Here is a 13,491-nt window from a genome sequence, read left to right on the forward strand (position 1 = left end):
GTGAGGTCACCGGCGGGCCCGGCGAGGGCGTACGGGCGGTGGTCCCGAGCTCTCCCGCACCACCAGCTCGGGTACCGGGGCGGGGTGCGGGGTGCGGGGCCCGGACTCCTCCATCAGGCCGTGCAGCCGGGCGAAGGCGGCCCGTCCGAGACCGGTGAAGTCCAGGCGCACGGTCGTCAGCGACGGGGTCAGGCAGGCGGAGTGCGGCGCGTCGTCGAAGCCGGCCACGCTGACCTCGCCGGGTACGGACCGGCCGGACTCGTGCAGGGCGCGGAGCACGCCGAGCGCGAGGTCGTCGTTGCCGCACAGGACCGCCGTCACGGCCGGGTCCCGCGCAAGGCGCAGGCCCGCGGCGCGCCCGTCCGCCGGCCCCCAGCCGCCCCGCACCGGGCGGGGCTCGGGCGCTCCGGCCTCCCTGAGCGCCGCGCGCCAGCCGGCGGTGCGGGCGCCGGTGCGCCGGGTGCCGGAGGGGAGCGCCACGTAGTGGACGGTCTCGTGGCCGAGAGAGAGCAGATGGCGGGTGGCGAGGTGGGCGGCCTCGCGGTCGTCGGTCCACACCCGGCAGAGGCCGCCGGCCGGTGGACGCGCGGGGGTCTCGACCACGCCTACGGCCGGCAGGCCGGCGGGGAGGGCGGCGAGGGCCCGGATCCCGGCCGGGTCGTAGGCGATCACGATCAGTCCGCCGCCCGTGTCAGCGGCCCGCCGCACCGCGGAGGCGACGGCGGAGTCCTCCTCCGACGCGAGCACGGAGACGCCCACCGTGTAGGAAACGGCGCGGGCGGCCTCCTCGATGCCTTCGAGGAGCGAGGCGTGGCCGTAGGGGGTGGTGCGGGCGGTGAGGACGGTCACGGCCCGGCTGCGTCCGCTGGCCAGGGCGAGCGCGGTGGCGTTGCGCCGGAATCCGAGCGTGCCGATCGCCGCGGCGACCCGTTCCCGGGTGGCCGGGCTGACGCTGGGGTGGCCGTTGATCACCCGGGAGACGGTCTGGTAGGAGACACCGGCGGCGGCCGCGACGTCCCTGATGCTCGCCGGGCGCCTTGTGTGACCGGTCACATGCATGCCAGGATTGTGACCGGTCACATGGAGGGCCGTCAAGGCACATGACGGACGCGGGGGCCGCGGTCGGGAGTGGAGTTCCCGCGGCCGGCTTCGAGGGGGGACACGTTGACCGGTACGGCGGGCGGCGGAATCCGGAGCGAGGGGGACCAGGGCGGCGGGTCCGGCCGAGGCGCCGGCTCTCAGGGGGGCAGGCCCGCTCGGGGCGATCACTCCCCGGCGGCCGGTCCCGGCCAGGGACAGGGCTCCCGGGCGCCCGGCTTCCGCTGGGGCCACGACGCCCTGGAGGTGAGGTTCGCGACCGCCCCCGACGGCACGCTGCGCCTGACGCGGCTGGCCCGCCCCGGCGACGCGTCGGGGCCCGTCCCCCTCGAACAGTCACTCCCCCTGGTCGAGTTGACCGCGCTCGGCCATGGCAGCGGCTGGTCCGGGCCGCGTTTCACGGGCAGCGCCCTCGGTACCCGGTTGCGTCACCGGGGTCACCGCGCCGCCCGGCACGCGGACCGGGACCGGCTGACCGTCGAACTCCACGACTCCGGCACCGGGTTGACCGCGTTCGTCGAGCTGACGTCCCCCCGCGGGCTGCCCGTGCTGCGCTCCCGCGTCCGGCTCCGCAACGACGGGACCCAGCCCCTGGTCGTCCAGTCCGTCAGCAGCCTGCTGCTCGGCGGCCTGCCCTCCCCCGGCGCCCTGGACCTGCTGCTGGCCCGCAACGACTGGCTCGCGGAGGCGCGTTGGCGCACCGAGCCGCTGCGCTCCGCCGTCGCCGGCATCGGCGCCGACGCCCACCAGCACGACAGCCGGGCCGCCCGTGTCCTCACCGGCCGCGGCAGCTGGCCCACCGACGGCCATCTGCCGATGGGGGCGCTGACCGAGCGGGGCGGCGGCCGGACGTGGCTGTGGCAGGTCGAGTCGCCGGCCGGCTGGCGCTGGGACCTGGGCGAACGCGCCCACGGCACGTACCTGGCGCTGAACGGTCCCACGGACGCGGAGCACCAGTGGCGCGTCCGGCTCACACCGGGCGCGGAGTTCACCACGGTGTCCGGCGTCCTGGCCCTCGGCTCCGGCTTCGACGGGGCGATGGCCGCGCTGACCGCGTACCGCCGGGCCGTCCGCCGCCCGCACCCGGACCACACGGCGCTCCCCGTCGTCTTCAACGACTACATGAACACGCTGATGGGCGATCCGACGACGGCGAAGCTGCTGCCGCTGGTCGACGCGGCGGCCGGGGCGGGCGCGGAGTACTTCTGCGTGGACGCCGGCTGGTACGACGACTCGGCGGACGGCGGCTGGTGGGACGCCGTCGGCGAGTGGCTGCCCTCGCGGCGCCGCTTCCCCGGCGGACTCGGGGTCGTCCTGGACCGGATCCGGGAGCGGGGCATGGTTCCCGGACTGTGGCTGGAGCCGGAGGTCGTCGGCGTGCGCAGTCCGGTCGCGTCCGCGCTGCCGGCGGACGCCTTCTTCCAGCGGGACGGGGTCCGCCTCGTCGAGCAGGGCCGTCACCAGCTGGACCTGCGGCACCCGGCGGCCCGCGCCCACCTCGACCGGACGGTGGACCGGATCGTCGGCGACTGGGGCGTGGGCTACCTCAAGCTGGACTACAACATCGTGGTCGACCCGGGCACCTGCGCCCCGGGCGACCTCTCCCCGGGCGCCGGACTGCTGGGCCATGCCCGCGCGTACCTGGACTGGCTGTCCCACGTGCTGGACCGCCATCCCGGGCTGGTGGTCGAGAACTGCGCCTCGGGCGGACTGCGCATGGACGGCGCCACCCTGGCCGTCGCCCAGCTCCAGTCCACCAGCGACCAGCAGGACCCCTTGCGCTACCCGGCCGTCGCCGCCGCCGCGCCGACCGCGGTCCCGCCCGAGCAGGGCGCCGTCTGGGCCTACCCGCAGCCCGAGTACGACGACGACCTGATCGCCTTCACGCTGGGTGGCGCCCTGCTCGGCCGCGTCCACCTGTCGGGCCGTCTGGACCGGATGTCGGAACGTCAGCTCACGCTGGTCCGGGACGCGGTGAGCACGTACAAGGCGATCCGCGGCGATCTGGCCCACGCCGTGCCCTTCTGGCCGCTCGGTCTGCCGGGCTGGACGGACCCCTGGCCGGTCCTGGGGATGCGCGGGGCCGACGGCCGCACGTCGTACGTGTCGGTGTGGCGCCGCGGCGGGGGGACCGCCCGGCGGATCCCTGTCCGGCACCTGGCGGGCCGGCAGGTCCGCGTGGAGGTGCTGCACCCGTGCACCACGACCGCCGGTTCGGCGGTCTGGGACGGGGAGGCACTACGGGTGTCACTGCCGCGCACCCCCGCCGTGCTGCTGGTGCGCCTCACCGCGGAGACTTAGGGAACTCCTGGCGGATCTCCGCGGCGAACCGGCGGCCGTCGCCCGCTCAGGCCCAGGCCGTCACCGGCACGAACGAGCTGTCCTGCCGGAACAGGTCCGTGCCGTCCGCCCGTTCCACCCGCAGCTGGTAGTCGTAGTGGCGCAGGTAGTGGCCGGGGTAGTTGTACGACTCGAAGCGCACGGAGCCGCTCGCGGTGCCCGTGCGGGCGACGAACGTGGCGTCCTGGGCGAAGGTGGTCGTGCCGTCGTGGGCGTCGAAGCGGGCGCGGAAGGCGTAGTGGCGCAGGTAGTTGCCGGCCGCGTCGCGGAAGGAGCAGCCGTTCGCGTCGGCCAGGCCGGGCACGACGGTGAAGGTGGCGTTCTGCTTCTCGGCGGCCGTGCTGGAGGCGCTCACGACCGGCAGGTTGAGCAGGGCGGACTGCGCCTGCCAGTAGCGGGTGGTGTAGTTGGCCGACCGGAAGGAGCGGGTGACGTTCTTCGTGACGCTCACCCCGCCGGACACCGTCTCCTTGAGGACGGTGAAGTGGCGTGCGGTGCCCGAGACGGCCGGCAGGGCCTCGGGGGTGCTCCAGGTGGCGAAGGTGTCGTAGCTGTCGCTGTAGTAGTAGGTGCCGTCGCCGTAGCCGTCGAAGAAGATCCGCCAGGCTCCGTTGTCGAGCTGGACGAGCGCGGGGCCCTCGCGGTAGCTGCCCCAGCCCGCCCAGTCGCCTGTGCGGGAGATCGTGTAGGGGCCGGTGAGGCCGGCGGCGGTGGCGTACTCGATGTACTTGGTCGTCTCGTTCTTGGTGAAGGCGTGGTACGTCGAGCCGATCCGCACGACGTAGGTGTCGATGTGGTTCTCGCCGATGCCGGCCAGGGCGACCGGCGCGCTCCACGCGGTGAGGGCGGAGTCGGTGGCCCTCAGCAGGTACGGGGTGAAGATCCACTCGTCGTCGGTGGTCGAGCAGGACACGATGACGTTGACGCTGCCGTCGCCGTCGACGAACCACTCCGGCGCCCAGGCACGGGAGAGGCCGGCGATCGGCACGGTGTGGTCGTACAGGAACGTCCACGTGACCCGGTCGGTGCTGCGGGCGAAGCCGATGGTGGTGCTGACGTCCTGCCAGGTGTGGGTGGTGTAGGTGAGGTAGTAGGCGCCGTCGGTGTGCTTGAGGACGCTGGCGTCCCGGATGCGGTTGGCCGGCGGGGTGTAGGCGGAGGACTTCACGAGCCGGAAGTCGGTGGCGTCGTCGGACTGGTAGACGTTCACGGTGCCGTCGTCGCTGTCGAGGAACGGCACGATGGTGTAGCGGGTGGCCGAGCCGCCGGGCGGGGCCGCGGCGAGGGCGGTGCCGAGCAGGCCGGGCGTCTCGCCCAGGACGAGCGCGGTGGCGGGCACGGCGGCCATCGCGCGCAGCAGGGTGCGGCGGGACGGAGCGGGCGGAGGGGTGGTCATGGACGGCTCTCCCAACGGCTCGTGAGTTCGACATGCCGAACCAAGTTCGGAAAATCGGTCAGAAGGTAGGGGTGAGGACCCCACCCGTCAATGCCTTGCGCAGGAACACGCGGGCGTCCCGCGAAAGGCCCGCCCCGCCACCGGACCCGACACCCTCCAGGGCCGCCCCGCCACCGAACCCGGCACCGCGGCCGCCCCGCCACCGAACCCGGCACCGCCCGAAGGTCGCCGCGCCACCGACCCGGCACCGCTCACGGACGGCTCCCGCCACCGTCCGACGGCCGCCCCGCCACCGAACCCGGCACCACCCGAAGGCCGCCGCGCCGCCGACCCGGCACCGCTCACGGACGGCTCCCGCCACCGTCCGACGGCCGCCGCGCCACCGAACCCGACACCCTCCAGGGCCGCCCCGCAACCGAACCCGGCACCGCCCGAAGGCCGCCGCGCCGTCGAACCCGCCGCCACCCGAAGGCCGCCGCGCCGTCGAACCCGCCGCCGCCCGAGGGTCGTTCCGTCGGCCGCCGCCAGAGGTTACCGTTCGGTAGACGACGTGCTCCCGGAGGTGTCCCGCATGACGCTCGGCCGTTCCGCAGGTCTTACGGACACCGCCCGTGCGCTGGCCGACAGGGAGGTGTCGGCCCGCGACCTGGCCGAACGGGCCCTGGCGCGGATCGAGGCGACCCAGGACGTCCTCAACGCCTTCCGCGTCGTACGGACCGAGGCCGCGCTCGCCGAGGCCGACGCGGCGGACCGGGAGCTGGCCGCGGGAGCGCGCAGGCCCCTGCTGGGCGTGCCGGTCGCCGTCAAGGACGACATGGACGTCGCGGGCGAGCCGACCGCCTTCGGCTGCCGGGGCACCCACCCGGTGGTCGCCGAGGACGGCGAGGCCGTCCGCCGGCTGCGCGCGGCCGGTGCCGTGATCGTCGGCAAGACCAACACCTGCGAACTCGGCCAGTGGCCGTTCACCGAGGGCCCGGCCTTCGGCGCGACCCGCAACCCCTGGAGCACGGATCACACCCCCGGCGGTTCCTCCGGCGGCTCGGCGGCCGCGGTCGCGGCGGGTCTGGTGCCGGCGGCGCTCGGCTCCGACGGCGCCGGTTCGGTGCGCATCCCGGCCTCCTGGACCCACCTCGTCGGCGTCAAACCGCAGCGCGGCCGCATCTCGACCTGGCCGCGCGGCGAGTCCTTCCAGGGCATCACCGTCAACGGCACGCTCGCCCGCACGGTGGCCGACGCGGCCCTGCTGCTGGACGCCGCAAGCGGCAACCACGCGCTCGATCCGCACCGGCCGCCCGCCGTGGAGGCCTCGGCCGCCGTCGGCCGCGACCCCGGCCGGCTGCGGATCGCCCTAGCCCTGAAGCCCCCGTTCACCGGCGTCCCCGCCCGGCTGCGGCCCGAGGTGCGTGCCCGGATCGTCGAGCTCGCCGACCGGCTGGCCGGTCTCGGGCACGCCGTCGAGGAGGCCGACCCGCCGTACGGGCGGATCGGGCTGACGTTCGTGCCCCGGGCGACCGCAGGTATCGCCGAGTGGGTCGCCGAGGCGCCCTTCCCCGCGCTGCTCGATCGGCGCACCCACGGCGCGGCCCGGCTGGGCCGACTCCTGGGCGGGGCCCCGCTGCGGGCGGCCCGGCGCGCGGAGGCGGCCCTGCACGGCCGTATCGGAGCGTTCTTCGGGACGTACGACGTGGTCCTCGCGCCGACCACGGCCGCTCCCCCGCCCCGGATCGGGGCCATGCTGCAGCTCGGCGGGTTCGCCACCGACCGCGCGATGATCGCCGCGTGCCCGTACGCCTGGCCGTGGAACGTCCTCGGGTGGCCCGGTGTCAACGTGCCCGCCGGCTTCGCGCCCGGCGGACTGCCGGTGGGGGCGCAGTTGCTCGGACCGGCGCACAGCGAGCCGCTGCTCCTGTCCCTCGCCGCACAACTGGAGGCGGAGCTGCGCTGGCACGAGCTGTGGCCGCCGCAGCCGGAACCGGAGCGAGTCACGACGGCCGGATGAGCGCGGGCGGCGCGCGTGGGGCGCGCGGGCGGCCTGGGCGTGCACCGAGGCGACCGTGACGCGCCGTCACCGTCCAGGAACCGTCACCGTCGAGGGCCCGTGTCCTCCCGGACGCCGTCACCATTCCGGTGCCCTCTAAGGTGCCACCGTGACCGCGTTTACCGAAGAGAACGTCCCGGGCCGTTCCGGCCCCTCCGCCACCGCCGAGGCCGACCCTCGTGAGATCGGCCGGGTGCGCACGGAGTACTCCCCCGCGCACGACGGGGACCCCGACCCCGGTGAGATCGTCTGGACCTGGGTGCCCTTCGAGGAGAACGACGGGCGGGGCAAGGACCGCCCGGTGCTCGTCGTCGCCCGGGAGGCGGCCGGGACCTTCCTGGCCGTCCAGCTGTCCAGCAAGCGGCACGACGGCAGCCGCGACTGGGTGCCGATCGGCAGCGGCCCCTGGGACCGGTCCGGACGGGACTCCTGGGTGGACGTCGACCGGGTGCTGCGGCTGCACGAGGACGGAATGCGCCGGGAGGCCTGCGCCCTGGACCGCATGCGGTTCAACCTGGTCCGCCACCGCCTGCACGAACGCTACGGCTGGACCTGACGGACTACGGCCGGCCTGACGGACTACGGCCGGCCCTGACGGAACTACGGCCGGCCCTGACGGAACTACGGCTGAAGCCGACACCTACAGCTGAGGCTGGCACGCCACGGCCGGCCCTGACACGCTACGGCCGGCCCTCGAAGGCCCCCTCGAAGGCCCTTTCGAAGGCGCCTCGCACGACAGCGCCCGGGGTCCGGTCCAGCACGCCGAACACCACGTGCGCGAACGTCCGGCCGAACCGCCCGCCCGGCCCCAGCAGTGCCCGGAACGCCCCCGCCACCTGCGCCGGGTCGTTGCGGAACACCCCGCAGCCCCAGGCACCCAGCACCAGCCGCCGGTAGCCGTGCGCGGCGGCCGCCTCCAGCACGCGCTCGGCGCGCACGGCCAGGGCGCGCGGCAGCTCCGCGGCGCGTTCCGGCGCCGTCCGCAGCACCACCCCGGCGTTCGGCGCGGCCGCCGTCAGGAAGCCGGCGGGGAACGGCTCGTCGAGGAAGCGGCCCCGGTCGTCGCGGAAGACGGGCACGGCCGGCGCGTGGATCACCCGATCGGAGTAGAACGGGTCCCGGTGGGCGCGGTGGTGGTCGTAGAAGGCGCGGGCCTCGACCAGGCACGTGTACAGCGCGGAGGCCCGGCACAGGGCCTCCTCCTGCGCCTGGGCGCCGTTGAGGTAGCCGCCGCCCGGGTTCCGGGCGGAGGCGAAGTTCAGCACCGCGACCGGGCCGTCCGGCGCGAGCCGGCGGGCCGCCTCGGTGCTGCTCTCACCGGTGACCTCGACGAACGGGTCCACGTCGGGGGCACCGGGCACCGGGACCGGGTCCGGCCCCAGCATCCGCGTCCCGGCGCGGGCCGCAGCGACCGCCGCCGCCAGGGACACCTCGCGCCCGTCCGGCGCGCGGTACCCGCCCGCCGCGACGATCCGCTCGTTCTCGCGGGCGACACCGCGCAGGCGCGCGCTCACGGCGCCACCCCCGTGGGCGCCGTGAGCCCGCGCCGTGCGGCCTCCCCCGTGCCGTGCGTCGCGCCCGTCGTCCGCGGGTGCGACTCCCCCGTCGTGCTCATGGACGCATCGTGAGTGATGCTGGTCGTACGGCGCAACGGAGTTTCCCCGCTGCGCCGACGGCGCGGAACCGGCGCTTCCCGGTCCCGATCGTGCCGTTGTGCACCCTTGTGTGAATCCGGCAGAGAGGCTTGGGTGGGACGAACGATGCCGGTCCGGCCCCACCGACGCCGGACCGGTGACATGGTGGAATCTCAGGAGGATCCCGACATGTCCGACACTTCAAGCGATCCGTCCGCGGGTGGCTGTACGGACCCCCGTACAGCCCTCACCGAAGCCGAGGTGGAGGCCCTGGTCAGGGGCATCTGCTTCAAGACCGGCCCGCCGCGCACCGTCGGGGCCGAACTGGAATGGCTCGTCCACGAGCTGCGTGCGCCGCAGCTCCCCGTGACACCCGAACGACTCGAGGCGGCCTACGCCGCCCTGCGGAACGTCCCCCTGAGGTCGGCCCTCACCGTCGAACCCGGTGGCCAGCTGGAGCTCAGCTCGCCGCCCGCCGCCTCCCTGATGGAGTGCGTCGACACCCTCTCCGCCGACTTGGACGCCGTCCGCCCGGTCCTGCGCGAGGCGGGACTCGCCCTCTCCGGGCTGGGAACCGACCCCTGGCACGCGCCCCGCCGGTTCCTGCGCGAACCCCGCTACGACGCCATGGAGACGTGCCTCGACCGGACCGGACCGGCCGGGCGGGCCATGATGTGCACCTCGGCCTCCGTGCAGGTCTGCCTGGACGCCGGTTACGAGGAGCCCGGCCCGCTGGGGCTGGGCCGCCGCTGGTGGCTGGCGCACACCCTGGGCGCGGTGCTCGTCGCCGCCTTCGCCAACTCCCCGCTGCTGCGGGGCGCCCCGACCGGCTGGCGCTCCACCCGGCAGCTGCTGTGGATGGAGATAGGCGCCGGGCGGGCGGGCGCGCCCGCCCCGGACACCGAGCCCCGCGGGGCCTGGGCCCGGCACGTCCTGGACGCGCCGGTGATGTGCGTACGGCGCGAGGAGGGGCCCTGGGAGGTGCCCGACGAGATGACGTTCCGGGAGTGGACCCGGACCGGATCGCCCACCCGGGCCGACCTCGACTACCACGTCTCCACGCTGTTCCCGCCGGTCAGACCGCGCGGCCACCTGGAGCTGCGCATGATCGACGCGCAGCCCGGCGACCACGGCTGGATCGTGCCGGTCGCCGTGACGACGGCGCTGTTCGACGACCCGCAGGCCGCCGAGAGCGCCTACCGCACGGTCAAGCCGCTGGCGGAACGGGCGCTGTCCCGGCCCGCCCCGCACAATCCGCTGTGGCTCGACGCGGCCCGCTCCGGGCTGACCGACGGCGAGCTGCACGAGGCGGCCCTCGCCTGCTTCGCGGCGGCCCTGGAGGCCCTGCCCCGGATCGGCGCGACCACCGCCGTCACGGAGGCCGTCACCGCCTTCCGGGACCGCTACGTCCTGCCGGGCCGCTGCCCCGCCGACGACCAGCTGGACCGCCCGCGCGGCACGGACCTCGCCGGGTCCGGGCCCGGCCCGGCCGGGGAAGCCACCACCGCGCACGGGAAGGACATCCGCTCATGACCGACACCGCCCTGGACGGGACCGGCCACGGTCCCGTCCACGACGCCGCCGCGCTCCGCGACCGGGCGCTCACCTCGCTCACCGCGGCCCGTGCCCGCACCACACTGCTGACCAGCTGCGTCGAGGACCCCGACCTCACCGCCCAGCACTCCCCGCTGATGTCCCCACTGGTGTGGGACCTCGCGCACATCGGCAACCAGGAGGAGCTGTGGCTCCTGCGCGCGGTGGCCGGCCGCGAGGCGATGCGCCCCGAGATCGACGGCCTGTACGACGCGTTCGAGCACCCGCGCGCCGAACGGCCCTCGCTGCCGCTGCTGCCGCCCGACGAGGCCCGCCGGTACGCGGCGGAGGTGCGGGGGCGTGCCCTGGACGTCCTGGAGTCGGCCGACTTCCACGGCACCCGGCTGACGGAGGCCGGCTTCGCCTTCGGCATGATCGCCCAGCACGAACAGCAGCACGACGAGACCATGCTGATCACCCATCAGCTGCGCCGGGGTCCGCAGGCCCTCACCGCCCCCGACCCGGCCCCGGCCCCGCTGTTCACCGGCCCGTCCGAAGTCCTCGTCCCCGGCGGCCCGTTCACCATGGGAACGTCCGAGGAGCCGTGGGCGCTGGACAACGAACGCCCGGCCCACGCCCGTGAGGTCGCGCCCTTCTTCATCGACACCGTCCCGGTGACGAACGCCGCCTACCAGGCGTTCATCGACGACGGCGGGTACCACGACGCACGCTGGTGGACCCGGGAGGGGTGGGCGCACGTGCGCCGGTACTCCCTGGAGGCCCCGCTGTTCTGGCGGCGTGACGGCGGGCAGTGGCTGCGCCGCCGCTTCGGCGTCACCGAGGCCGTACCGCCCGACGAACCGGTGCTGCACGTGTGCTGGTACGAGGCCGACGCCTACGCCCGCTGGGCGGGGCGGCGGCTGCCCACCGAGGCCGAGTGGGAGAAGGCGGCCCGGTACGACCCGGTGACCGGCCGCTCGACGCGCTACCCGTGGGGCGACGCCGATCCCGCGCCCGAGCACGCCAACCTGGGCCAGCGGCACCTGCGTCCGGCCCCCGCCGGCAGCTACCCGGCCGGTGCGTCGCCGCTGGGGGTGCGGCAGCTGATCGGCGACGTGTGGGAGTGGACCGCGAGCGACTTCCTGCCCTACCCGGGTTTCCGGGCGTTCCCGTACAAGGAGTACTCGGAGGTGTTCTTCGGGTCCGACCACAAGGTGCTGCGCGGCGGTTCGTTCGCGGTGGACCCGGTGGCCTGCCGGGGCACCTTCCGCAACTGGGACCACCCGGTCCGGCGGCAGATATTCTCCGGTTTCCGCACCGCCCGGTCGGGGGGCGTCTGATGTGCCGTCATGTGGCGTGCGTGGGCCCCGTGGAGCCGCTCGGCCGGCTCCTCGTGGAGCCCCCGCACGCCCTGTACCGCCAGTCGTGGGCGCCCCGGCGGCAGCGGCACGGCACCGTCAACGCCGACGGGTTCGGGGTCGGCTGGTACGCCGAGGGCGATCCGGCGCCGGCCCGCTACCGCCGGGCCGGCCCCATCTGGGCGGACCTGTCCTTCGCCGACCTGACCCGCGCCGTGCGCTCCGGCGCGCTGCTGGCCGCCGTCCGGGACGCGACGCTGGCCGGAGCGGACGCCGAGGCCGCGGCGGCGCCGTTCGCCGCGGGGCCCTGGCTGTTCAGCCACAACGGGGCGGTCCCGGGATGGCCCGGCTCCCTCACCCCCCTGGTCCGGGGCCTGTCCGCGGCCGACGTGCTGTCGATGGAGGCGCGCAACGACTCGGCGTTCGTGTGGGCGCTGGTCCTCGCCCGGCTGCGCGCCGGGGACACCGAGGGGCAGGCGCTGGCGGACACCGTGCAGGAGGTCGCCGCGGCGGCCCCCGGCTCCCGCCTCAACCTGCTGCTCACCAACGGCACGACGATCACGGCCACGGCCTGGGGCGACAGCCTCTGGTACCTGGCCGGGTCCGGCCGCGCGGTCGTGGCCTCCGAGCCCCATGACGACGATCCCCGCTGGCAGGAGGTCCCCGACCGCACCCTGCTCACCGCGAGCCGCACCGAGGTCCTGCTCACCCCGCTCAAGGACCCGGACACGGACGCGGCGCCCTCCCCCACCCCCGGCTCCGCTCGACCGGGGGGACCCCCATCACCGGAGGAGACCTGCCCGTGAGCCCGTTCCAGATCACCCGCACCCTCCCCGAGGACGCCACCGGCGCCGCGCTGCGCGCCGATGTCCGCGACGGCCTCACCGCCACCCCGAAGACCCTGCCGCCGAAGTGGTTCTACGACGCGCGCGGCAGCGAACTGTTCGAGCGGATCACCGAGTTGCCCGAGTACTACCCGACGCGGGCCGAGCGCGAGATCCTCGTCGACCGCTCGGCCGAGATCGCCGCGGCGGCCGACGCCCGCACCCTCGTCGAACTGGGCTCGGGCTCCTCGGAGAAGACCCGCCATCTGATCGCCGCACTGGACGGCCTGCACACGTACGTTCCCGTCGACGTCAGCGAGAGCGCCCTCGGCCGGGCCGGACACGCCCTGATCGCCGAACGGCCCGGCCTCGGGGTGCACGCCCTCATCGCCGACTTCACCGCCCCGCTGACGCTGCCCGCCACACCGGGCCCGCGTCTGCTGGCGTTCCTCGGCGGCACCATCGGCAACCTGCCGCCCGGCGAACGGGCGGTCTTCCTCACCTCGGTCCGCGCCCTGCTGGCACCGGGCGACGCGCTGCTGCTCGGTACCGACCTGGTGAAGGACGAGCGGGTGCTGGTGCGGGCCTACGACGACGCGGCCGGGGTGACGGCCGAGTTCAACAAGAACGTCCTGGCCGTGGTCAACCGCGAACTGGGCGCCGACTTCGACCCCGATGCCTTCGACCACGTCGCCCTCTGGGACGCCGGGAACGAGTGGATCGAGATGCGGCTGCGGGCCCGTACCGCGCAGACCGTCAAGGTCCCCGCGCTCGACCTCGCCGTCGACTTCGCCGCGGGCGAGGAACTGCGCACCGAGGTGTCGGCCAAGTTCCGGAAGGAGGGAGTGCGGGCCGAACTGCTCGCCGCGGGGCTGGAGTTGACCCACTGGTGGACGGACGGCGCGGGGCGCTTCGCGCTGTCGCTCAGCGTGGTGCGCTGAGGGTGCTCCGCCGGCCGGGCGGCACCGGACACGTACGCTCCGGTGGCCGCCAGGCCTTCCCGACCCGCCTGGCCCGGACCGCCGGGTCCGCCCGCCCCTCCCGGCCCTCCCGGCCCTCCCGGCCCTCCCGGACCGCCGGGTTCGCCCGACCCGCCTGCCCGGACCGCCGGGTCCGCCTGGCCCTCCCGATCCTCCCGACCCTCCCGACCCTCCCGACCCTCCCGACCAGCCTGGCCGCCGTGGCCCGCCGACCCTCCGAACCCACCCAGCCCTCCCGGCCCGCCCCGCCCGGAAGACCGTCGAGGCGTTCCGGCCGGGGCGCGGGGGCC

Annotated in this window: 10 protein-coding genes; 7 read left to right on the forward strand and 3 right to left on the reverse strand. The window is 75.3% G+C overall.

Annotation, left to right across the window (positions count from 1 at the left end):
• Window positions 1–6: 6 nt before the first annotated feature.
• A complete protein-coding gene (locus ACIP67_RS27895) occupies window positions 7–1,059 on the reverse strand; it encodes a LacI family DNA-binding transcriptional regulator (RefSeq protein WP_401695600.1) in 1,053 nt (350 codons plus the stop codon).
• A 285-nt stretch (window positions 1,060–1,344) separates the two neighbouring features.
• On the opposite strand from ACIP67_RS27895, the gene ACIP67_RS27900 reads away from it, so the two are divergent.
• Window positions 1,345–3,399 carry an alpha-galactosidase gene (locus tag ACIP67_RS27900; RefSeq protein ID WP_401695601.1) on the forward strand — a complete coding sequence of 685 codons (2,055 nt, stop codon included), beginning with the start codon at window positions 1,345–1,347 and terminating at the stop codon, window positions 3,397–3,399.
• Window positions 3,400–3,445: 46 nt separating this feature from the next.
• Here ACIP67_RS27900 and ACIP67_RS27905 read toward each other — a convergent pair whose 3' ends face one another.
• Window positions 3,446–4,834, reverse strand: a complete 1,389-nt coding sequence (locus ACIP67_RS27905; RefSeq protein WP_401695602.1) for a glycoside hydrolase family 43 protein — start codon at window positions 4,832–4,834, stop codon at window positions 3,446–3,448.
• 571 nt (window positions 4,835–5,405) lie between these two features.
• On the opposite strand from ACIP67_RS27905, the gene ACIP67_RS27910 reads away from it, so the two are divergent.
• Both ACIP67_RS27910 and ACIP67_RS27915 read left to right on the forward strand, forming a co-directional pair.
• Window positions 5,406–6,833 carry an amidase gene (locus ACIP67_RS27910; RefSeq protein WP_401695603.1) on the forward strand — a complete coding sequence of 476 codons (1,428 nt, stop codon included), beginning with the start codon at window positions 5,406–5,408 and terminating at the stop codon, window positions 6,831–6,833.
• Between the two features lie 148 nt (window positions 6,834–6,981).
• Window positions 6,982–7,428 (forward strand): type II toxin-antitoxin system PemK/MazF family toxin, encoded by a 447-nt coding sequence (locus ACIP67_RS27915; RefSeq protein WP_401695604.1) that lies wholly within the window; start codon window positions 6,982–6,984, stop codon window positions 7,426–7,428.
• A gap of 124 nt (window positions 7,429–7,552) precedes the next feature.
• Here ACIP67_RS27915 and ACIP67_RS27920 read toward each other — a convergent pair whose 3' ends face one another.
• Complete coding sequence (locus ACIP67_RS27920; protein WP_401695605.1) at window positions 7,553–8,386, reverse strand: TIGR02452 family protein; 834 nt, start codon at window positions 8,384–8,386, stop codon at window positions 7,553–7,555.
• A gap of 309 nt (window positions 8,387–8,695) precedes the next feature.
• Here ACIP67_RS27920 and egtA point away from each other — a divergent pair, with 309 nt between their 5' ends.
• The 4 genes from egtA to egtD are packed head-to-tail and all read left to right on the forward strand — an operon-like array spanning window position 8,696 to window position 13,162.
• Window positions 8,696–10,039 (forward strand): ergothioneine biosynthesis glutamate--cysteine ligase EgtA, encoded by a 1,344-nt coding sequence (egtA, locus tag ACIP67_RS27925; RefSeq protein WP_401695606.1) that lies wholly within the window; start codon window positions 8,696–8,698, stop codon window positions 10,037–10,039.
• Window positions 10,036–11,379: an ergothioneine biosynthesis protein EgtB gene (egtB, locus tag ACIP67_RS27930; protein WP_401695607.1), complete on the forward strand. Its 1,344-nt coding sequence runs from the start codon at window positions 10,036–10,038 to the stop codon at window positions 11,377–11,379. Before egtA ends, egtB begins: the two co-directional genes overlap by 4 nt.
• Window positions 11,379–12,203 (forward strand): ergothioneine biosynthesis protein EgtC, encoded by an 825-nt coding sequence (egtC, locus tag ACIP67_RS27935; RefSeq protein WP_401695608.1) that lies wholly within the window; start codon window positions 11,379–11,381, stop codon window positions 12,201–12,203. The genes egtB and egtC overlap by 1 nt, the downstream gene beginning before the upstream one ends.
• The gene (gene egtD / locus ACIP67_RS27940; RefSeq protein ID WP_401695609.1) at window positions 12,200–13,162 is read left to right on the forward strand and encodes an L-histidine N(alpha)-methyltransferase; all 963 of its coding nucleotides are present in this window, start codon (window positions 12,200–12,202) and stop codon (window positions 13,160–13,162) included. Before egtC ends, egtD begins: the two co-directional genes overlap by 4 nt.
• The last annotated feature ends 329 nt before the right edge of the window (window positions 13,163–13,491 follow it).

It is taken from the genome of Streptomyces sp. NPDC088812 (assembly GCF_044750285.1).
Classification (GTDB): domain Bacteria; phylum Actinomycetota; class Actinomycetes; order Streptomycetales; family Streptomycetaceae; genus Streptomyces.

Bases quoted from the DNA above. Each gene is read 5' to 3' on its own strand.
- egtC (WP_401695608.1), top strand. From the start codon at position 11,379: ATGTGCCGTCATGTGGCGTGCGTGGGCCCCGTGGAGCCGCTCGGCCGG.
- ACIP67_RS27905 (WP_401695602.1), bottom strand. From the start codon at position 4,834: ATGACCACCCCTCCGCCCGCTCCGTCCCGCCGCACCCTGCTGCGCGCG.
- egtB (WP_401695607.1), top strand. From the start codon at position 10,036: ATGACCGACACCGCCCTGGACGGGACCGGCCACGGTCCCGTCCACGAC.
- ACIP67_RS27895 (WP_401695600.1), bottom strand. From the start codon at position 1,059: ATGCATGTGACCGGTCACACAAGGCGCCCGGCGAGCATCAGGGACGTC.
- egtA (WP_401695606.1), top strand. From the start codon at position 8,696: ATGTCCGACACTTCAAGCGATCCGTCCGCGGGTGGCTGTACGGACCCC.
- ACIP67_RS27910 (WP_401695603.1), top strand. From the start codon at position 5,406: ATGACGCTCGGCCGTTCCGCAGGTCTTACGGACACCGCCCGTGCGCTG.